Below are 19,957 nucleotides of genomic sequence, written 5' to 3' on the forward strand. Positions count from 1 at the left end.
GTGACATGACCGGGGGGTTCGAGCCTGCCGCCGACGAGGTCGAGGCCCGGCTGCTCGGGCGGGCGCGCTCGCTGCGCCGCCGCGAGGTGAGCTCGGGTGCCGGGCTCTCGCTGCGCAGCGCGCGCAAGTTCTGGCACGCGCTGGGCTTCGCCAACGTCGACGACGACGAGGACCGCTCGTTCACGGAGGCCGACGTCGTCGCGCTGCGCTCGGTGGCCGACCTGGTGCGCGAGGGGGTCTTCGACGAGCCGACCGCGCTGGCGATGACCCGGGCGTTCGCCCGCACGACCGACCGCCTAGCGGTGTGGCAGACCCAGCTGATGGCCGAGGCGCTGGGCGACCTCGGCGCCGGGGACGTCGACGGCGAGGAGCCGACCGGGACCAGCCGGGCCGTGCCCGACCTGGAGACCGCGCGCAAGGCGGCGGCCAAGCTCGCCGACGTCGCCGACGACCTCGAGCCGCTGCTGGTCTACGCGTGGCGGCGGCACCTGGTCGCGGCGATCGAGCGCATGGTCGCGGACGCCGACCCCGACCAGGACCACGCCGGGGTGGTGCGCAACGTCGGCTTCGCCGACCTGGTGTCCTTCACCCGCCTGGTGCGCCGGCTCTCCGAGCGTGAGCTGGCCTTGCTGGTGCAGCGCTTCGAGGAGCTGGCCTCCGACATCGTCACCGCCCACGGCGGGCGGGTGATCAAGACCGTCGGCGACGAGGTGCTCTACGTGACAGTGACGCCGGCCGCGGCCGCCGCGATCGCGCTCGACCTGGTGGAGGCGATGGCCGAGGACGCGGTGCTCCCGGACGTGCGGGTCGGGATGGCCAGCGGGCGCGTGGTGCCACGCCTGGGCGACGTGTTCGGCACCACCGTGAACCGGGCCTCCCGCCTCACGGCCGTGGCCCGGCCCGGCTCGGTGCTGGTCGACGACAGCCTCGCCTCGCAGCTGGCCAGCCTGTCCGGCTTCGAGATGACCGCGCTGCGGCGCCGGTCGCTGCGCGGGATCGGGCCGGTCACGCCGTGGCTGCTGCACCGCACGGGCGAGGCACGGCGACGGGGCAAGGCCGAGACGCAGACCCTTTCGGAGAGCAAGGAGAGTCAGTGAGCACGCAGGATCAGGCGCAGGACCTGGCCGGGGACCGCCGGCTGGTGACGATCACCCGTCACGGCGAGGGCGGTCACGTGGCCGAGCTGGCGCTGGACCGGCCGGAGGCGATGAACGCGGTCTCCACTGCCATGGCCCGGGACCTGGCCGCCGCGACCGCCGAGCTCGCCGCGGACGAGACGGTGCGTGCGGTGATCGTGACGAGCACCAGCCCCAAGGCGTTCTGCGTGGGCGCGGACCTGAAGGAGCGCAACTCCTTCAGCGACGCCGACCTGATGCAGCAGCGGCCGGTGGCGCGCGCGGCATACACGGGGGTGTTGAACCTGCCGGTGCCCACGATCGCGGTGGTCGAGGGCTTCGCCCTCGGCGGCGGGCTGGAGATCGCGCTGTCCTGCGACCTGATCGTCGCGGGGGAGGCCGCGGTGGTCGGGCTGCCGGAGGTGTCCGTCGGCGTCATCCCCGGGGGAGGGGGCACCCAGCTGCTGACCCGCCGGATCGGGTGGTCGAAGGCGGCCGGCATGGTGTTCACGGCGCGCCGGATGGCGGCGGCCGAGGCGGCGGCGCTCGGGGTGGTCGACGAGGTCACCGCAGCCGGGGAGGCGCGCGCGTGGGCGCTCCACCTCGCGGGGGAGATCGCGGCCAACTCGCCGGTCGGGCTGCGCAACGCCAAGAAGGCGATGCGGCTGGGGATGGACGTCGACCTGGCCACCGGGCTGGAGGTCGAGGACGCCTGCTGGCGCGCTACGGCCTTCTCCGGGGACCGCAAGGAAGGCGTTGCGGCTTTTGCCGAGAAGCGTCGACCGGCGTGGCCCGGTCGCTGACGACGTACCCGTTCCCTACGATGCCCGATATGACCCGCGTCCTTCTGGCCGAAGACGACCCCGCCATCTCCGAGCCCCTCGCCCGCGCGCTGCGCCGTGAGGGCTACGACGTTGATGTGCGCGGGGACGGACGAGCGGCCCTCGAAGGGGCCAACGAAGGCCCCGACCTCGTTGTCCTCGACCTCGGCCTGCCGCACATCGACGGTCTGGAGGTGTGCCGCCGGATCCGCGCCGACGGGCGCACCGTCCCGGTGCTGATCCTCACCGCGCGCGCCGACGAGGTGGACACCGTGGTGGGCCTGGACGCCGGCGCCGACGACTATGTCACCAAGCCGTTCCGGCTCGCCGAGCTGCTCGCCCGCGTGCGGGCGCTGCTGCGCCGCCACCCGCTGGACTCGGCCCCGACCAACGAGCTGGTCCGCATCGACCCCGAGGGTCGGCGCGCCTGGTTCAACGACGAGGAGCTGCAGCTCACCGCCAAGGAGTTCGACCTCCTGCGTGTGCTGGTGCGCGAGCAGGGCAAGGTCGTCTCCCGCGAGCAGCTGATGCGCGAGATCTGGGAGACCGCGTGGTTCGGGTCGACCAAGACCCTGGACATGCACATCTCGGTGCTGCGCAAGAAGCTCGGTGACGACGCGACCCAGCCGCAGTACATCTCGACCGTGCGTGGAGTGGGCTTCCGCTTCGAGCGCGGCGACAAGAGCTGAGCCCGACGATGCGTGAGCGGCTCGTCCGCTCCACGGTGGTCGCCGTCATCCTGTCGGTGGTCATCGTGGGTCTGCCGCTCTACCTCGCGGCGGTCTGGATGCTGGCCGACCAGGGGGCGCGGCTGCGCGCCTGGCTCGCCGGTGGTGACGCGCTCGGGCACTACCTCGAGCTGCTCGGCGTCATCACCGCGCTGTCGGTCGTGGCCGTCGTGGCCGGGGTGTGGGTCGCCTCGGCCCAGGCCCGCAAGTTCGCCGAGCCGATGACCGAGCTGGCCGAGCGGGCCGAGCGGCTGGGGGCCGGGGAGTCCCGCTTCCAGCCGCTGGTCTCGGGGATCGCCGAGATCGACCGGGTCTCCCAGGTGCTCTCGCGCAGCGCGCAGCAGCTGACCCGGTCGCTGGCCTCCGAGCGGGACTTCGCCTCCGACGCCTCCCACCAGCTGCGCACGCCGCTGACGGCGCTGCTGATGCGGCTGGAGGAGATCTCGGTGACCGACGACCCGTCGGTGGTCCAGGAGGAGGCCAACATCGCCATCGCGCAGGTCGAGCGGCTGACCCGGGTGGTCGACGACCTGCTCTCGCGCACCCGTCGCGGCCACGACGCGCCCCGGCCGTCGGTGTCGCTGGACTCGGTCATCGCGGCGTTGCAGCGGGAGTGGCAGCCGGCGTTCGAGCAGGCGCGCCGCTCGGTGCGGGTGCACGGCGAGCGGGGACTGTCCGTGCAGGCGACCCCGGTGGCGCTGTCGCAGGTGCTCTCGACGCTGCTGGAGAACTCCCTGGCCCACGGGCGGGGCACGGTCGACGTGCATGCCCGGCGCAGTGGCCCCTCGGTCGTCGTCGAGGTCGGCGACCAGGGTGAGGGGGTGCCCGCGGCGATCGCCCCGCACATCTTCGAGCGCTCGGTCACCACGACCGGCACGGGACTGGGGCTGGCGCTGGCGCGCGACCTGGCCGAGGCCAACGGCGGCCGGCTGGAGCTGATCCAGACCCAGCCGGCGGTCTTCGCGCTGTTCCTGTCCGAGGACCAGAGCCTGAACTAGCCGGGCCGGCGCGAGGGGTACGCGAGGAGCCCCCGGACCCGGCCACCCGGCATACCGGGGTGGGTCTGCTCAGGGTGGTCTGCTCAGGGTGGCTCGTTCAGCAGGGTCTGCTCAGACCTGGATGCTGGACTCCACGACGGGCTCGTTGCCGGAGAACACGAACCGGCGGTAGGCCCAGAAGCGGAACAGCGTGCCCAGGACGAGGCCGACGCCGTTGGCGCTGATGTTGTCGGCCAGCGGCGAGCGCAGGTCGAGCACGTAGTGGGAGAAGCCGAGGCAGCCCAGGGCGATGCCCATGCCGACCACGTTGAAGACCACGAACAGGGCGAGCTCGTGGTGGACCGAGGCGCGACGACGGTGGCGGAAGGTCCAGTAGCGGTTGCCGGCCCACGCGGTCAGCGTCGCCAGGGTCACCGAGATGACCTTGGCGGTCAGCGGCTTGTCGTAGAAGGGGCCGTGGCCGCCGGCGAAGCGCAGGGCGTTGAAGACGCCGACGTCGACCACGAGCGCGACCGCGCCGACCACGCCGAACTTGACCATCTCCCGGATGAGGACGTCGACGGCCCCGCGGAGGCGTCGGAACAGCGTGGGGCGGTCGGCGGGCACTCGATGAGCGTATCGGCGAACAGGCGGAGGGGCCGAATCCCCGCCCGGATAGGCTCGGGGTCGTGACTTCTCCGCAGCGTGCCCCCGGAGGCTTCCCCGTCGTCGGCATCATCGGCGGCGGCCAGCTGGCGCGGATGTGCCAGCCGCCAGCAGTCGGCCTGGCGATCACGTTGAGCGTCCTCGCCGAGACCGCGGACGCGTCGGCGGCGCTGGTGGTGCCGTCCTCGCCGGTGGGGGACTACACCGACGTCGAGACGGTCCGGGAGTGGGCGCGCGGCTGCGACGTCGTGACCTTCGACCACGAGCACGTCCCGGCGCCGGTGCTGGCCGCGCTGGAGGCCGACGGCGTGCGGCTGCACCCGAGCCCGGCGGCGCTGCGCTTCGCCCAGGACAAGCTGGCGATGCGGGCCCGGCTCTCCGAGGTCGGCGTCGGGGCGCCGCGCTGGGCGGCGGTGCGCACGGCCGAGGAGCTGGGGTCGTTCGGCGACGAGGTGGGCTGGCCGGTCGTCCTGAAGACCCCACGCGGTGGGTATGACGGCAAGGGGGTCCGCGTCGTCGACTCGCCGGAGGAGGCCAAGGACTGGCTGGAGGCGAGCGAGCGGGACCGGGCCTCCGGAGGGCCCCTCGAGGACGGCCTGCTGGTCGAGGAGAAGGTCGAGTTCACCCGCGAGCTGGCGGTGCTGGTGGCGCGCAGCCCCAGCGGGCAGGCCGCGACGTGGCCGGTCGTGGAGACGGTCCAGACCGACGGGATCTGCACCGAGGTGCTGGCGCCCGCTCCGGGGCTGTCCGAGGAGATGTCGGCCGAGCTGACCGAGGCGGCGCTGAGGGTGGCCGGGGCGCTGGACGTCACCGGTGTCATGGCCGTGGAGATGTTCGAGGTGTCCCACCCGCACACGGGGGAGCCGGACTACGTGGTCAACGAGCTGGCGATGCGCCCGCACAACAGCGGGCACTGGAGCATCGACGGGGCGGTGACCAGCCAGTTCGAGAACCACCTGCGCGCGGTCCTGGACCTGCCGCTCGGCTCCACGGAGCCCCGGGCGCCGTGGACCGTGATGGCCAACGTGCTGGGTGGGGACTACCCCGAGCTCTACCCGGCCTACCGGCACATCATGGCGCGCGACCCCGGCGCGCGAATCCACCTGTACGGCAAGGGAGTCCGCCCCGGTCGCAAGATCGGGCACGTCAACGTCAGCGGTGAGGACCTGGCCGACCTGCGCGAGCGGGCCCAGCACGCCGCCGACTACCTGAGGGGAGTGGTGACCGAGTGAGCGCATCCGAGGCCCGCGCCGTGGTCGGCGTCGTCATGGGCAGTGACAGCGACTGGCCGGTGATGGAGGAGGCCGCCAAGGCGCTGGAGGAGTTCGGGATCGGCTACGAGGCCGACGTGGTCTCTGCGCACCGGATGCCTCAGGAGATGGTCGCCTACGGCGAGTCCGCGGCCTCGCGTGGCCTGCGGGTCATCATCGCCGGCGCCGGCGGTGCGGCGCACCTGCCGGGGATGCTGGCGTCGGTGACCCCGCTGCCGGTGATCGGCGTGCCGGTGCCGCTGAAGTACCTCGACGGGATGGACTCGCTGCTCTCGATCGTGCAGATGCCGGCGGGCGTGCCGGTTGCGACCGTGTCGGTGGGCGGGGCGCGCAACGCTGGCCTGCTGGCGGCGCGGATCCTGGCCTCCGGGGTGGACGAGGAAGCCGAACGCCTCCGGGCGAAGATGCTGGAGTTCCAGGGGAACCTGCGCGACGAGGCCCACGCCAAGGGTGAGCGGCTGCGGGCGCGACGCTCGCAGCAGACGGGGTTCGGCTCGGCACGCTGAGGGCCCTCGGCCTGCTCCCCGATCCGCTTGGGCCGTAACGGATTCCGACGGGTCGAGAAGGGTGCCGGTGCGGTGCGCGGGGCTCGTCGCTGCGTCCCTGAGCAGGCCGTATATCACGGCAGGCCCCCTCCCTGCCCTCAGGCCGGGCCTGCACTCCGCGTCCGATCTGGGGCAGGATGTGCCCGCTCGTCCGTTTGGGCGCGCGCCTCGCGCGCTCTCGTGATCTTCAGGGGGAAGACCATGAACCGGCCCTCGACGGCCCTGGCCGTTGCCTGCGCCGCTGCGTCGGCGCTTCTTCTCGCCGCGTGCGGCGGAGGGGATGCTTCGCCCGCGAAGTCCCTGTCCGCCATACCGGCTCCGACCTCGGTCGGGGTGCAGACGTTCGGGGGGACCACCCTCGACGAGGAGGCGATGTCCGGGTTCGCGGCGAAGCTGACCAAGGACCTGTCCGGGAGCCGGGCCGCGTTCCTGGCGGACTTCGCGCCGTCGATGGCGGCCCAGCAGGGCCAGTGGTACGACAACGTCCACACGGTGCCGTTCGCGGTGCGCCAGATCCAGATCGCCCTGCCGCAGAACCGGGTGAACTACGGAACCCAGAAGCTGTCGGCGCTGCTGTCGTTCCGGCACCAGATCTCCGGGATCGACCCTGCGCCGGTCGATGAGTGGTACGAGGCGACCTTCGCCAAGACGGGCGACAAGGTCGTGGTCACCTCGCTGAGCGGCGGCGCGCCCGGCGTGGACGACAGCGGCCGGAAGTATGCGCGGTACTACCCGGCAGCGTGGGACGTCGGGCCGATCGCCTACGTCAAGGGTGACGGCGTCGCGGCCATCGGGCCGGCGAGCCAGGTGGCCAGGCTACGTTCCATCGCGGCCGTCGCCGGCTCGACGTTGAAGCAGGACCGCAGCGTGTTCGCCCAAGCGGGGGTGCCCGCCCAGTCCCGGCACGGGTACCTCTGGACCCTGACGCGTCCCGGTGAGGACGTCTTCAAGTACTTCGGAGGGTCCGTGGTGAAGCACGAGGCCGGCTACGACGGTCTGACCAACCCCACGTTCGCGACTGACCCGGAGACGGCCGACCTCGAGCTGAGCAAGGGGGCCGTGACCTCACGGATCACCGTCAAGCCGGTCGACGACGCCTCGCTGGCCGAGATCGCCCGGCATGAGCAGGTGCACGCGTTGGCCCAGGAGTGGGTGGGCGACGGTTGGGCGGATGCGCCCACGTGGGTGGTCGAGGGGCTGGCGAGCTACCTCGAGGTGCCGGCGGGGAGCGGGGCGGCGTCCGGCCGTCTCGTGGACGCGAGCCGCACCCCAGCCAGCCTGTCGATCGCGGACAAGGGTTTCTACGAGGGCACGAACGCCCAGGTCGCCGGCCGCTACGGCCTGGCCTACGCGGCGATCGCGTCGGCCGTCGACTCGGTGGGGATGCACCGGATGATGGCGGCGGTGCGCTCGCTGTACCTGAACGGCTCGGACGAGAACCTCGCCAAGCAGCTCCACGCTATGGGGTTCGCGAGCGAGAAGGACGTGACTGCCAAGGCGCGAGCCTGGGCAGCGCGACACTGAGGGGGAGTCGTGCGTATCGGCGTTCTGAGGGCAGGCGTGATGGGGGCAGGGGTTGTGAGGACGGCCGTGTCGAGGGCACGGGGACTGACCGGGCTGGTCGCGGCCGTGGCCGTGGTGGCGCTGGCGGCGGCCGGCTGCGGTGGTGACGGGAGAGCCAAGGCCGGGGCGTCCGGGCTGCAGACGGTGAAGATGCCGTTGTACTGGAGCACCAAGGAGGGCGCGGAGAAGGACAACTCCGAGTTCTTCGAGCGGCTGCCGGAGGTGGTCTACAACCACGACGTCGTCGCCTACAACGGCATCGGCGTCGTGCGCGCAGTCGATGCCCGCACCGGCAAGCAGCTGTGGAGCCGGACCCCCAAGAAGGGCATCGTGTGCGGGCTCCAGCCCAACCGTGACATCAGCGAAGGGGTCGTCGTCTTCAGCGTCGACACCGACGGCACCGCCGGTGTGCTCAAGGGCGACGTGGCCCACTGCAACGAGGTCATCGGGCTCGACGCGCGCACCGGCAACGAGCGGTGGTCGTGGAAGGTCTCGAACAGCCAGTCCTACGAGATGGGGCGAGCCGGCAAGTACATCACCTTGCGGTACGACCAGGGCGACAAGGGCACCACCATCCAGGGCGTCTCGGTCGCGGACGGCAAGACCTCGTTCCAGCTCAAGGTCTCCAGCTTGTTCACGATGAACATCAAGGACTTCTCCCGGATGGACTGCGAGAGCGAGGGCGGCGGGGTGCCCGGCCTGCAGGTCGCGGTGCTCTTCGTCAGCTGCGGCAACATCATCACCGACGAAGCGCCGAAGGTCATCGGCGTGGACGAGTCGAACGGCAAGGTGTTGTGGAGCTCGCCGTGGTGGGGCTCGACGTGGGACAGGGATGGGTACTTCAACACCACGTCGATGATCAGTCCCGGGCAGGACTCCTCGCTGTGGATGGACGTGCAGAAGCAGTGGGGCAAGACCGGGGGCGTCCCCGACATCACGACGCCCGGAGCGTGGTTCGACCCGCGCACCGGCAAGCGGGTCGCGCAGCCGGCCACGGACCGCCTGCTCAGCCAGGGGCAGCCGCTGGAGTCCACCGGTGACTTCGGTGGCGTGATGCCGTGGACGGGGGAGTGGTTCCTCGGGGGCACGACGAACATCAGGGCCAAGTTCGACGCCAACGGCGCGGGCCGGGTGGTCGGCTACGTCCTCCAGGCGGTCGACGTGCGCACGGGCAAGCAGATCTGGACCGCCGAGGATCACAAGACCTCGGCGTGGGCGCTGCCCGTCGGTTTCACGCCGGACCACAACGAGTTCTGGCTGCTCATCGGAGAGATGTACGGCACCAAGAAGGTCCTGCGACTGGACGCCCACACGGGCAAGCCGATCGCGACCGCGACATTCGGCGACAACGACGAGCTGCGGGGCATGATGAGCCTGACCATCGGCGACCAGTACGTCTATGTCCGCACGGGTGCGATCAAGAACGACGCCAGCGTCGTGGGCGGTGTGTCGGCGTATCGCTGGCGCTGACCGGAAGGCTCGCGACGTCCGGGTCTTCGCCTCAGCCCGCAGGTCCCGAGGGCACGCTGACCCGACCGCGAGGTGGGCCCGGGGGCGTGCGTTCTCAGGTCGCGAGCTCGCGGTGGTCGAATGGCGTTGTCCGGTAGACCTGTCCGGTCGGTGAGGTCCACGTGCAGATCGCTTCGTCGTCCATGGTCACGCGCCATCGGGTGTGGTGCTTGAGCCGGTGATGGTGCCGGCAGAGGGAATGGAGGTTGCCCTCGTCGGTCGGGCCGTCGGGGAACCGGATCACGTGGTCGAGGTCGCAGCGCCGGCTCGCCATCGAGCATCCCGGGAACCGGCACGTGCGGTCCCTGACGCGCACCGCGCGATCCATCGGGGCCGAGGGGCGGTAGCGCTCGGCAGCTGACCCGACTGTGTTCTGTGACGCCGGTGGGGTCGCCTGCTCTGACTCTGCTGACCTCGCTCCTTGGTCTGACTCTGCTGACCTCGCTCCTTGGTCTGACCCGGCTGATTTCGTTGCGTTGGCCGGTTCTGCTGCCTCCGCGGAGCCGTCTTGGGTTGAGCCCCGCATCCGTTGCGGTGGCGCGTCCTGGCCGGGGAGCCGCCGCCCTGACCTGGCGTCGATGTACAAGGCCGTGAGCGTGGTGCCAGTCTCCGCGGCCAGCTCCTGCGCCTGGGCGAGGGGGAGGACCCCGTGGCGGAGGACCTCGATACCCACCGGGACCACTGCGCCGGGATCGGTGGAGGTCCCAGGGGTGGTCGAGGTGGTGGTGGCTGTTGAGGGTGCCCTCGTCGTCGCGGCTGGAGCGGGGGAGACCGTGGACCTTGCAGACGCCATGGGTGCCGCCTCAACGGTGCCACGGGTGGGGAGCTCGGCGAGGTGGGTGAGGGTAAGGCGCCGACGGCGCGCCTCGACGGGTTGCGGCTGCGGGGACTGGCGTGTGACCGGCGCGAGGGCCTCGACCGGGACCGTGACGTGCATCGAGGTCGTGACGGTCGCGGTGCCCAGGAGCAGGGCGACCATGGCATCCGCCCGCGCCTGGGCGAGCGTCCGCTTGGGACCGTCGGGCTGTGGGGGCGCGTGGACGTAGTCGTGGGCGAGGGCGTCGACGGCGGCCCACGCCTTCATGCTGTCCTCGACGGGTAGGTCAGCGGTCCAGTGGGTGATGCCGGGCTCCACGCCGGGCGCGATCGCGACGAACCGCTCGCGCCGGGCGCGCTTGCAGCGCTCGCCGATCGACTGCGGGTCGATCCGGGCCGCGAGTCGGGTCACCTTGGCCCTCAACCTGCTCGAGGGCAGGTCCCGGGCGTCGGGCACCGCAGGGCACTCGCCGTCAGCCGGCGGGTCGGGGAAGAGCCTCTCCTCGAGCGTCGGCACCAGGTGGGGCCGCACGAGTGAGGCATGGCTCGCGATGATGCCCGCGCGATAGGTGTCGAGAGCGCCCGAGCGCATCGCCGCCAGCGTGCGCGGCAGCCGCCGGGTGAGCTCGAAGGCCAGCTCAACCCGGCTCTCGGCGCCCGTCCGGGTCATGGCCAGCAGCGGGGCGATCCGGTCGGCGAGGAACTCCCACTCGTCGATCGGCCCGCAGGCGCCGGTCGTGATCCCGGCGGACTGCGTCTCGGCCACCGCGGCGTCATGCTCCGCGCGCTCGGACGCTGCCAGGGACGCGATCGACTGGGCCTGAAGTGCGCCCATGGCGTTGATGACCCGCTGCGACGCCAGCACTACCGCTTCGGCCGTGCTCTCGTCGGCCCCTGCGATCTCGGCGGGGCTCAGGGCATCGAGCATCGCCGCCAGCCTGCCGACCGGCATCTGGCGCGCCTGCTCAACCCCCAGTTCGAACATGTGTCCAATCTAGAAGAAGGGTCTGACAGGTCCCGGCCCATCCACAGACGCACCGGCTCAACCTTTGTCATCATCATCGGCAGGGAGGTCATGAGGGCATCCCTGGTGGGGGAATGCCTGAGGGGGTTCGGGATGCGTCGACCGTTCGCGATCAACGTCGCTGCTGTTCTGGTCGTGCTCTACGGCATCGTCCTCGCCGGTGAGGGGGCCATGATCCTGTTCGAGCTCGTCACCGGCACGGGCGCGATCGGGCACGACCGCACCAACGCAGCCGCCGTCAAGGGCATGGTCACCGTGGGTCTTCTGCTCCCGGCAGGTGCCGTGGCCCTGTGGGCTGGCTCGTCCCGCCTGACCAGGGCCCGGGACCCCCGGCTGCTGGCGCTGCCGCTCCTGGCGGTCCTGCTCTTCGGCTCCATCGGGGAGACGGTCGACCTGTTCGGCTCCGCCTCCGCGAGGAGCGACCTGATCGGCGCAGGCATCCTGGTCCTCGCGGCCCTCCCGCTGGCGCTGCTCTCGCTGCCGCGATCACGCGCGTGGCTCGGAACCAGCTGGTGGCCCGTCCGACGGTGAGCCCCCGGCTCCAGACCCGCCCGCAGTGAAGACCCACTCGCCGGTGAGGACCGCCCGGGGGGACTGCGGCCGACCTCAGAGCGCGGGGTACTCCATCTTCGGGCAGGTGTCCATGACGACGTCGAGCCCGGCGTCCATCGCCCGCTGCGCCGCCGCCTCGTCGACCACGCCGAGCTGGAGCCACACGGCCTCGATCCCGAGCCGGTCCTTCTGCTCGATGGCCTCGTCGACGACCGCGCCGACGCGCGAGGAGTTCACGAAGCAGTCCACGACGGCGACCTTCTCCCCGTCGGGGAGGTCGGCGAGCCGCGCATACCCGGTCTCCCCGAGGACTGCCTCGGCCCGCGGGTGCACGGGGATGATGCGGTGCCCCAGTGCGCTGCGCATCCAGGCGGACACGCCGTATGCCGTGCGGCTCGCATCCGTGGACAGGCCCACCACGGCCCACGTGGCCGGGGTCTCGAGCAGGGAGCGGATCACGTTGCGGTCATTGAGGGCTCGCGTACTCATGCGATCACCGGGTGAGGACGGCCGAGGGCGCGGTAGGTCCAGCCGGCGCCGCGCCAGAGGGTGGGGTCGAGGGCGTTGCGGCCGTCGATGATGCGCGGGGTCCCGACGACCTGCTTGAGGACTGCGGGGTCGATCTCGCGGTAGTCCTTCCACTCGGTCAGGTGCAGCACCACGTCGGCGCCCTCGCAGGCCTCCTCGATCGTGTCCGCGTAGGACATGTCCGGGTGCACCCGGCGCGCGACCGGCAGCGCCTTCGGGTCGTGCACGGTCACCGTCGCGCCGGCCAGGTGTGCGGCGCGCGCCACGTCGAGGGCGGGGGAGTCGCGGATGTCGTCGCTGTTGGGCTTGAAGGCCGCTCCCAGCACGCCAATTCGCTTGCCGATCAACGTCCCTCCGCACTCGGCGCGGGCCAGGTCGACCATGCGCGAGCGGCGGCGCAGGTTGATCGCGTCGACCTCGCGCAGGAACGTCAGCGCCTGGTCGGCGCCCAGCTCGCCGGCGCGGGCCATGAAGGCGCGGATGTCCTTGGGCAGGCAGCCGCCGCCGAAGCCGAGGCCGGCGCCGAGGAACTTGTGCCCGATGCGGTCGTCGTGGCCGATCGCCTCGGCGAGGGCCACCACGTCGCCGCCGGCGGCCTCGCACACCTCGGCCATGGCGTTGATGAACGAGATCTTCGTCGCGAGAAAGGCATTCGCCGACACCTTGACCAGCTCGGCGGTCGCGAAGTCGGTGACCAGGCGCGGGGTCCCGGTGGCGAGGGGCGCGGCATACACCTGGTCCAGGAGGGCGACGTCCGCGTCCGCGGACGGGCCGTCGACGCCGTAGACGAAGCGGTCGGGGGCGACGGTGTCCTCGATGGCGAAGCCCTCGCGCAGGAACTCCGGGTTCCACGCCAGGCGCACGCCCTCACCGGCGGGGGAGCCCTCGCGCAGGCGGGCGCGCAGGCGGGCCGCGGTGCCGACCGGGACGGTGGACTTGCCGACGACCAGCGTCGACGAGCTCAGGTGCGGCGCAAGGGATTCGGCGGCCTTGAAGACGTAGGAGGTGTCGGCGGCGTTCTCGCCGCGCAGCTGCGGCGTGCCCACGCAGATGAAGTGGACGTCGGCGTCGGCGGCGGCCGAGTAGTCGGTGGTGAAGGTCAGCCGGCCGGTGGTCAGGACCCGCTCGAGCAGCTCGTCCAGGCCCGGCTCGAACAGCGGCGCCTTGCCCTGCGCCAGCGCGTCGACCTTGTCCTGGTCGACGTCGATCGCGGTGACGGTGTGGCCGAGGTCGGCCATGCAGGCCGCGTGGACGGCACCGAGGTAACCCGTGCCGATGACAGTGAGGCGCAAGGACATGGTGCCGAGGATAGATGGCGCTCGCCGCGGGAGCAGAGCCTGCAGGGCAGGCCCGCCGTGGTGAGTGCGGTGGGGCGCGCCTGGGACGCGCCCCACCCACAGCACCCCCCGTCAGACACGGCGGAGGCCTGTCCGCCCCGACAGCATTGGCGCCGAGGGTGAGCATAGGGGGCTGAACCCCTTGCCTGACAATCTTTCGGCAAATCCCGCGCGGTTCTTTCATGGAATACCCAAAGGTGAACGGCGGCATTCGGATTGCCCAACTTCAGGTTATGGTCACGAATGTCCGGTTTGCGTATTCGCGGGACGCGCCGAGGTTGGGCCGGCTGCGGCCCGGCATGTCGGGTCAGCCTGAACGGACTGATCAGGAATCGGACAAAACGCCACGTCAGAGGGCTGCTAGCACCAGTGGTGGCGGGTTGTCCATAGTCCTCGATAACCATCTTTGATGACCAAAGCGGCCCAAAGTCACCGTCCAGCTGGACCTGGTGGGAATCGATTTCCAAAAAACGGTTGTGACGCCTGTGGCTCGTGTATGTTCTGATCCGGTCGGAGGGGAACGCGATCATCGGGGAAACGATCATCGGGGGAAAAGCCGACTGCTCAGGGGGGAGCCATTCCTTGCTGAGCCCTGCATTGGCATTGCATCCAATGAAGTTCGTTATGCCTTTCAAGGAGGCCAACAAGTGAGTTCTGCAGCTAAGCGCGCCCGCCGCGCTGGTGTGGGTGGGGTCTCGGCGCTCATCGCCGTCACGTCCTTCCTCGCCACCGCCGGCACCGCGCACGCCGACTTCGCCGTCGCGAACGGCTCCATCGGTGTCGTCGACACCTCTTCGGCCACGGACAACCAGGGCGCCAAGCTCGTCCAGGCCGGTCAGAGTGGCCAGTCGATCGGCGACATCCGTCTCGCCATCCCCAACTCGTTCAAGAACGGCGACACGATCGACCTCGCCATCTTCGACCGTACGGCGACGGCGACCAGCAACGGTCAGATCAACGCCGACACCGCGCACCGCCTGGGCTTCAGCTCGGCTCCGAGCGTCTCGGTGGACCAGACCCCCTACCTCGCGGGCACGACGGTCCAGAACGACACCGACGCCACGGTCAACAACACCGAGCACGGCACCAAGCAGGCCGACACCACGCCTGCCAAGGCGACGACCCCGCCGGTCTTCAACGCCTCGCTCGTCCAGTCCTCGCGGGCTCACGGCCTGGCCAACGACATCATTCGCCTCACGGTGAACGGTGTTCAGGCTGCTGGCGACGGCACCGACATGTGGATCGTCACCCTGTCCGGTCTGAACGTCGACCTCGGCTCCGCCGTCAGCCCCGGCGAGCTCCGTGTCGTGCCGTTTGCCTACAACGGCACGCCGAGCACCACGGCGTCGAACGCGTCCACGGTGTTCAACGGCAACCTGGTCGACACCGACCACGACCCGTCCACCTACGACCCGACGATCGGCATCTACACCGTGCCGGCGTACGTCTCGCCGGTGAACTTCTCCGTGGGTGCGCCCAACAACATCGTTGCCGATGGCACGGTCCAGAACGTGGGTGACATCACCCTGAGCGAGACGAACAACAACTCGCTCCAGGACGGCACGTACACGGTCACGGTCTCGGGCGCGGACGTGGACAGCAGCAGCCCGATCAAGGTCACGGCGACCAACGCTGCGACCAACGAGAAGGTCACCAGCCCTGCCACGATCAACGGCAACCAGGTCTCCTTCGACCTGTCGGGCGCCAGCAACAACGGCAAGCTCACGGTCACGCTGTCCGGTATGCGCCTCAGCGCTACGACCCAGGGCCCGATCAAGTACACCCTCTCCGGTGGCAGCATCGACTCCAGCCCCAACGGCTGGCTCGTGACGGCCGGTCAGTCGGGCGCCTTCGCGGGTGTCGCGGCCGACTCCGCCTTCAGCGCCGGTGTCAACCAGGGCGACATCCTCGCCCCGAAGGCGCAGCTGACCCAGACCGGTCTGGCGCAGGCCCTCACCACCCGCCTGGGTGGAGCGGACCGTTACCAGACGGCTGCGAAGATCGCCCTCTCCAAGACGTCGTCCAGCAAGACGATCGTCCTGGCGTCCGGCGAGAACTTCCCCGACGCGCTGTCCTCGTCCTACCTGGCCAGCTCGCTCAGCGCCCCGACGCTGCTCACCACGCGCGACTCCATCCCGGAGCCCACGCGTGCGGCGCTTGCTTCGCTCACCTACAAGGTGACGGGCGACGTGACGGTCTACATCGTCGGTGGCACCGGTGCGGTCAGCAACGCGGTCGTCTCGCAGCTGCGTGACATCGTTGGCCCGCTCCAGGTTGTCCGCCTCGCCGGCGTCAACCGCTACGAGACCAACCGCAAGGTCAACTCGTACGTTGCCGGCAAGTACGGCGTCGGCCGCACGGTCACGACGTACGGCAAGCCCTCTCAGGCCACCGCGATGATCGCGACCGGCGAGAACTTCGCCGACGCCCTGTCCGCCGCCCCGGCGACGGCTGCGGGCATCCCGCTCATCCTCACCCAGTCGGGCACCCTGTCGTCCGACGCGGCCGAGCAGCTGGACGACTTCAACATCGGCCGCGCCGTCATCATCGGTGGGACCGGTGCCGTCTCCAGCGCAACGGAGTCGGCCATCAAGGGCCACGGTGCCAGCACCGAGCGCCTTCAGGGCTCGGACCGCGCCGCCACGGCGACCGCGGTTGCCGACTGGGAGCGTTCGGACGTCCTCCCGACCGCGACCACCAAGGGTGGCGGCCTGGGCTTCGACAACCCGACGGCTTACCTGGCCAACGGCTGGAGCTTCGCGGATGCTCTCGCTGGTGGTGCTCTTGCCGGTATGGGTGGCAGCCCGATGCTGCTCGCCCAGCCGAAGAGCCTGACCAACGCGACGACCAACTGGCTGAAGGACCACGCTGGTGACTACGACACCGTCGTGGGCCTCGGCCTCGCGGCTGCGATCAGCAACAGCGTTCTCCAGCAGGCGAATGACATCGTCGCTGCCAAGTGATGATGCGCTCACCTCGGTGAGCACACGCAACACCTAGAACACCGGGCGGGCCGGGACCGAGAGGTCCCGGCCCGTCTGGCGTGTCATGGCCCACACCGCCAGCAGCCCGCGCGGACCGGGTCACAGCCACGTCTGACAGGCTGGTGAGTGATGAGCCTGTCGACATCTGTCAGACCGACCGTCCCCACCACCGAGAGCACGACGACGAGCACGCCCGAGCCCACCGTGGCCCGGCGTGACGGCCTGTCGTGGGTCTCCTGGCTGCGATTCGCCGGCATCACCGGCGTCGTGCTGATCCACACCAGCGGCCTCAGCTCGGCCGAGCCGCCGCCGCGCACGACCGTGGGCTACCTCGCCGTCGCCCTGGACTTCGCCAGCCGCTGGGCCGTGCCGGTCTTCGTCATGCTGAGCGGGGCCCTGCTCCTGGAGCCCGCGCGATACCGGGGTGGTCGCGACTTCATCCGCAAGCGGGCCGTGCGCCTGCTGCCGCCGATCATCGCCTGGCACCTGATCTACCTGGGCTACAAGATCGCCACCGAGGGCACGATGGCCCCGACCGAGGCGCTCGGGCTGATCCTCAAGGGCAAGCTGTGGACCGCCCTCTACTTCTTCTGGATCGTCCTCGGCCTCGCGCTCATCACCCCCGTCCTCGTCCCGTGGATCAAGGACACCGGCCGCCGCGTCGTGGCCGTCGTCGGGCTCGGCGCCTCGATCATGCCCGCGCTGAGCCTGCTCAGCTCGCCGGTGCGCCACGAGGACGCCTTCATCGAGACCCCGTGGACCTGGTGGGTGCCCTACGTCGGGCTCTACCTGCTCGGCTGGGTCCTGCGCGACGTGGTGCTCAAGACCTGGCAGGTCGCCCTCGCCCTCCTCGTCGCCGCGGGCGGCTCCGCCCTGCTCGCCTGGCAGTGGGCCAGCAGCCGTGGCGTCGGCTCGACCCTGGACCACTGGATGCCGGCCGAGTCCTACTACTCCCCGCTGGTGCTGCTGGTCTCGCTCGCGGTGTTCCTCAGCGCCCGCGCGCTGATCCGCCCCGACGGCCTGCTGCGCGCCGCCACCACGCCCCGCGCCAGCCGTCTCGGCCGGCGCCTGGGCGGCGCCACCATGGGCGTCTTCGCCGTGCACCTGCTCGTGCTCGAGGCCGTCCACCGGATCCCGGGCCTGCCGCAGGACGTCACCCATGACAACGTCTTCACGCTGCTGACCCGCGCCGGGCTGACCCTGGCCGGCGCCTACGTCATCGCGCTCCAGGGCGCCAAGGTGCCCTACCTGCGCCGCATCCTCTGAGGCAATCCCGAGCAGCCGCAGGGCCCATGGCTCCGGCGGCTACCCTTCACCCCATGCCGACCCCCCTCTCGCTGCGTGCCATGGTGCGCCCGCTGCGCCTGGACCAGCCCTCCATGGGGTCGATGCGCACCCGCGCCGTGCTCAGCACCGTGGGTGTCGGCGTGCAGGGCGCGCTGCGCTTCATCTCCAGCGTGCTCATCGGCCGCCTCGGCGGCGCCGCCGTGCTTGGTGTCGTCAACAGCGCGATCTCCACCGCGATGTTCCTCAGCCTGCTCTGGCCGACCTCCTCCGGCAGCGCCGCGAGCAAGTACGTCGCCCGCGCCCGCGGCGCCGGCAACTATGAGGAGACCGCCGCGGTCGCCGCCCACCTGGGCAAGCGCACCCTCCTCGTCACGCTCGGCCTGGCGGTCGTCGGCGTCGCCGCGTGGATGACCGTCGGCCACGGCACCTTCGCCGGCGGCCTGTGCGTCGCCGCCCTCGTCATCGGCTACTCCGGCTACTCCTTCGTCCGCGGCCTGCAGTTCGGCGCCGGCCAGGTGCCGCGCGCCACCAGCTGGGACCTCACCAGCGCCGGCCTCGGCGTCATCGGCCTGCTCGCCGCCCTCGCCGCCGGCGCGCGGGGCCCGGTCCTGCTGCTGCCGCTCGCCACGGCATACGGCCTGTATGCCGTCGCCGGCTGGCCGCGCGGCGCGCACGGCCGCCCCGAGCCGGCGCTGCGCCGCGAGCTGGACCACTTCGTCCTGCTCGGCGTCGCGGGCACCGTCGCCAGCACCGGCTTCCTCCAGCTCTCCATGGTCGTCGCGCGCGGCGCCGACACCGCGGTCGCCGCCGGCCAGTACGCCTCGGCCCTGACTCTGGCCACCCCCGCCTCGCTGCTGGCCGGCTCGCTCAGCCTGGTGCTCTTCCCCGTCATGGCCGAGGCGTGGGGCCGCGGCGACCACGAGACCTTCCGGCGGCAGACCGACCAGTCCATGCGGCTGCTCACCCTGGTCCTCGTCGCGATCTTCGGCGCGCTCGCCCTGTGCAGCCGGCTGCTCATCGACGTCGTCTTCGGCCCCGCGTTCAGCGAGGCCCAGCAGCTGCTGCCGATCCTGCTGCTCGCCGTCATGGCGACCTCGCTCGGCGTGCCCTCGGTCAACAGCATCACCACCCGCTCCCACCGCGGCATGGTGCTGACCAGCAGCGCCAGCACCGCCGGCCTGGCGCTCGGCGCCGCCGTGTGGGCCGTCCTCGCCCCGTCCCTGGGCGTGCTCGGCGTCGCGATCGGCTACGCCGCCGGCACGTTCGTCATCGCCGGCGTCCCGGTCATCACCGTCTGGCGCCGGGACCGCCACCACTGGACCCTGCTCATGATCCGCCTCGCCGGGGCCGTCGCCGCCGCGGTCGCCCTGCTGGCGCTGGAGCACCAGCTCGGCACCAGCCCGTGGCTCGACCCGGCCTTCGCCCTGGTGTTCGTCGCGGCCTGGCTGCTCGCCTCGGCCCACGACGCCAAGATGCTGCTCCCGGGGCTGCTGCGCCGCCGGCGCTGAAGGACGGTCCTTTCGGCTGATCCGGGCGCTCCCGACGTGGGCCTACCCTGCGAGGCATGGTCGTGCGGGAGACCCTGCGCCGGCTCGGCACCACCCCCGTCGGGCGGTGGCTGCGCCGCCGCCGCTTCACGGGCAGCGGCAGCTACTGGGAGCAGCGCTATGCCTCCGGCGGCAGCTCCGGCTCGGGGTCCTACGGCGCCGCCGCACAGTGGAAGGCCGAGGTCATCAACGCGTGGGTCGCCGAGCGTGGCATCACCTCGGTCATCGACTACGGGTGCGGTGACGGCAACCAGCTCTCCCTGGCGAGCTACCCGCGATACCTCGGTCTGGACCGCTCGGCGACGGCCGTGCGGCGCTGCATCGCCCGCTTCGCCGACGACCCGACCAAGTCCTTCCTCGCCTACGACCCCGCCACCACCGCCGACCCGGCCGGCTGGCTGCGCGCCGACGCGGCCCTGTCGCTGGAGGTGCTGTTCCACCTCGTCGAGGACGACGTGCGCGAGGACTACCTGCGTCGGCTGTTCGCCGGCGCCGAGCGCTACGTGGTCATCTGCTCCACCGACGGACCCGTGGCAACCCAGGGTCCGCACGAGCGTCACCAGGCGTTCACCCCCTGGGTGCAGGCTCACGCGCCGCAGTGGCAGCTCGTGGAGCGGGTCAGCCCGCCGGCCGGTGTGGCACTTGCCTCAGACCTGTTCCTCTACCAGCGGGGGTGAGGGGCGGCGC

Annotated in this window: 17 protein-coding genes; 13 read left to right on the plus strand and 4 right to left on the minus strand. The window is 71.2% G+C overall.

Annotated elements, in window-relative coordinates; translation table 11 throughout:
* Positions 1–5: 5 nt before the first annotated feature.
* The 4 genes from AC3ANM_RS16160 to AC3ANM_RS16175 are packed head-to-tail and all read left to right on the plus strand — an operon-like array spanning position 6 to position 3,662.
* Positions 6–1,097, plus strand: a complete 1,092-nt coding sequence (locus AC3ANM_RS16160) for an adenylate/guanylate cyclase domain-containing protein (protein WP_488285436.1) — start codon at positions 6–8, stop codon at positions 1,095–1,097.
* A gap of 23 nt (positions 1,098–1,120) precedes the next feature.
* A complete protein-coding gene (locus tag AC3ANM_RS16165) occupies positions 1,121–1,918 on the plus strand; it encodes an enoyl-CoA hydratase-related protein (RefSeq protein ID WP_488287968.1) in 798 nt (265 codons plus the stop codon).
* A 29-nt stretch (positions 1,919–1,947) separates the two neighbouring features.
* Complete coding sequence (locus AC3ANM_RS16170; protein WP_488285437.1) at positions 1,948–2,625, plus strand: response regulator transcription factor; 678 nt, start codon at positions 1,948–1,950, stop codon at positions 2,623–2,625.
* A gap of 8 nt (positions 2,626–2,633) precedes the next feature.
* Entirely contained in the window at positions 2,634–3,662 is a 1,029-nt protein-coding gene (locus AC3ANM_RS16175; RefSeq protein ID WP_488285438.1) for a sensor histidine kinase, read from the plus strand.
* A gap of 111 nt (positions 3,663–3,773) precedes the next feature.
* Here AC3ANM_RS16175 and AC3ANM_RS16180 read toward each other — a convergent pair whose 3' ends face one another.
* Complete coding sequence (locus tag AC3ANM_RS16180) at positions 3,774–4,268, minus strand: GtrA family protein (RefSeq protein ID WP_488285439.1); 495 nt, start codon at positions 4,266–4,268, stop codon at positions 3,774–3,776.
* A 62-nt stretch (positions 4,269–4,330) separates the two neighbouring features.
* Between AC3ANM_RS16180 and AC3ANM_RS16185 the strand changes: the two genes are divergently transcribed.
* The 4 genes from AC3ANM_RS16185 (at position 4,331) to AC3ANM_RS16200 (ending at position 9,156) form a co-directional block, all read left to right on the plus strand.
* Complete coding sequence (locus AC3ANM_RS16185; protein ID WP_488285440.1) at positions 4,331–5,539, plus strand: 5-(carboxyamino)imidazole ribonucleotide synthase; 1,209 nt, start codon at positions 4,331–4,333, stop codon at positions 5,537–5,539.
* Between the two features lie 35 nt (positions 5,540–5,574).
* Positions 5,575–6,084: a 5-(carboxyamino)imidazole ribonucleotide mutase gene (gene purE, locus AC3ANM_RS16190; RefSeq protein WP_488287969.1), complete on the plus strand. Its 510-nt coding sequence runs from the start codon at positions 5,575–5,577 to the stop codon at positions 6,082–6,084.
* Positions 6,085–6,324: 240 nt separating this feature from the next.
* Positions 6,325–7,647, plus strand: a complete 1,323-nt coding sequence (locus AC3ANM_RS16195; RefSeq protein WP_488285441.1) for a hypothetical protein — start codon at positions 6,325–6,327, stop codon at positions 7,645–7,647.
* A 66-nt stretch (positions 7,648–7,713) separates the two neighbouring features.
* Entirely contained in the window at positions 7,714–9,156 is a 1,443-nt protein-coding gene (locus AC3ANM_RS16200) for an outer membrane protein assembly factor BamB family protein (RefSeq protein WP_488285442.1), read from the plus strand.
* Positions 9,157–9,250: 94 nt separating this feature from the next.
* Here the strand turns inward: AC3ANM_RS16200 and AC3ANM_RS16205 are convergent, their stop codons facing one another.
* Positions 9,251–10,996 carry an HNH endonuclease signature motif containing protein gene (locus AC3ANM_RS16205; protein WP_488285443.1) on the minus strand — a complete coding sequence of 582 codons (1,746 nt, stop codon included), beginning with the start codon at positions 10,994–10,996 and terminating at the stop codon, positions 9,251–9,253.
* A gap of 132 nt (positions 10,997–11,128) precedes the next feature.
* On the opposite strand from AC3ANM_RS16205, the gene AC3ANM_RS16210 reads away from it, so the two are divergent.
* Entirely contained in the window at positions 11,129–11,566 is a 438-nt protein-coding gene (locus tag AC3ANM_RS16210) for a hypothetical protein (RefSeq protein ID WP_488285444.1), read from the plus strand.
* Positions 11,567–11,641: 75 nt separating this feature from the next.
* Here the strand turns inward: AC3ANM_RS16210 and AC3ANM_RS16215 are convergent, their stop codons facing one another.
* Both AC3ANM_RS16215 and AC3ANM_RS16220 read right to left on the minus strand, forming a co-directional pair.
* Entirely contained in the window at positions 11,642–12,076 is a 435-nt protein-coding gene (locus AC3ANM_RS16215) for a CoA-binding protein (protein WP_488285445.1), read from the minus strand.
* Positions 12,073–13,407: a UDP-glucose dehydrogenase family protein gene (locus AC3ANM_RS16220; protein WP_488287970.1), complete on the minus strand. Its 1,335-nt coding sequence runs from the start codon at positions 13,405–13,407 to the stop codon at positions 12,073–12,075. Before AC3ANM_RS16220 ends, AC3ANM_RS16215 begins: the two co-directional genes overlap by 4 nt.
* Positions 13,408–14,099: 692 nt before the next feature.
* Between AC3ANM_RS16220 and AC3ANM_RS16225 the strand changes: the two genes are divergently transcribed.
* The 4 genes from AC3ANM_RS16225 to AC3ANM_RS16240 all read left to right on the plus strand — a co-directional run bounded on the left by AC3ANM_RS16225 (position 14,100) and on the right by AC3ANM_RS16240 (position 19,947).
* Positions 14,100–16,415: a cell wall-binding repeat-containing protein gene (locus AC3ANM_RS16225; RefSeq protein WP_488285446.1), complete on the plus strand. Its 2,316-nt coding sequence runs from the start codon at positions 14,100–14,102 to the stop codon at positions 16,413–16,415.
* A gap of 150 nt (positions 16,416–16,565) precedes the next feature.
* Complete coding sequence (locus AC3ANM_RS16230) at positions 16,566–17,702, plus strand: acyltransferase (RefSeq protein WP_488285447.1); 1,137 nt, start codon at positions 16,566–16,568, stop codon at positions 17,700–17,702.
* A 53-nt stretch (positions 17,703–17,755) separates the two neighbouring features.
* A complete protein-coding gene (locus AC3ANM_RS16235; protein ID WP_488285448.1) occupies positions 17,756–19,231 on the plus strand; it encodes a lipopolysaccharide biosynthesis protein in 1,476 nt (491 codons plus the stop codon).
* 56 nt (positions 19,232–19,287) lie between these two features.
* Positions 19,288–19,947: a class I SAM-dependent methyltransferase gene (locus tag AC3ANM_RS16240; RefSeq protein WP_488285449.1), complete on the plus strand. Its 660-nt coding sequence runs from the start codon at positions 19,288–19,290 to the stop codon at positions 19,945–19,947.
* The last annotated feature ends 10 nt before the right edge of the window (positions 19,948–19,957 follow it).

The sequence above is a fragment of the Oryzihumus sp. JJN4-3R genome, from assembly GCF_057747915.1.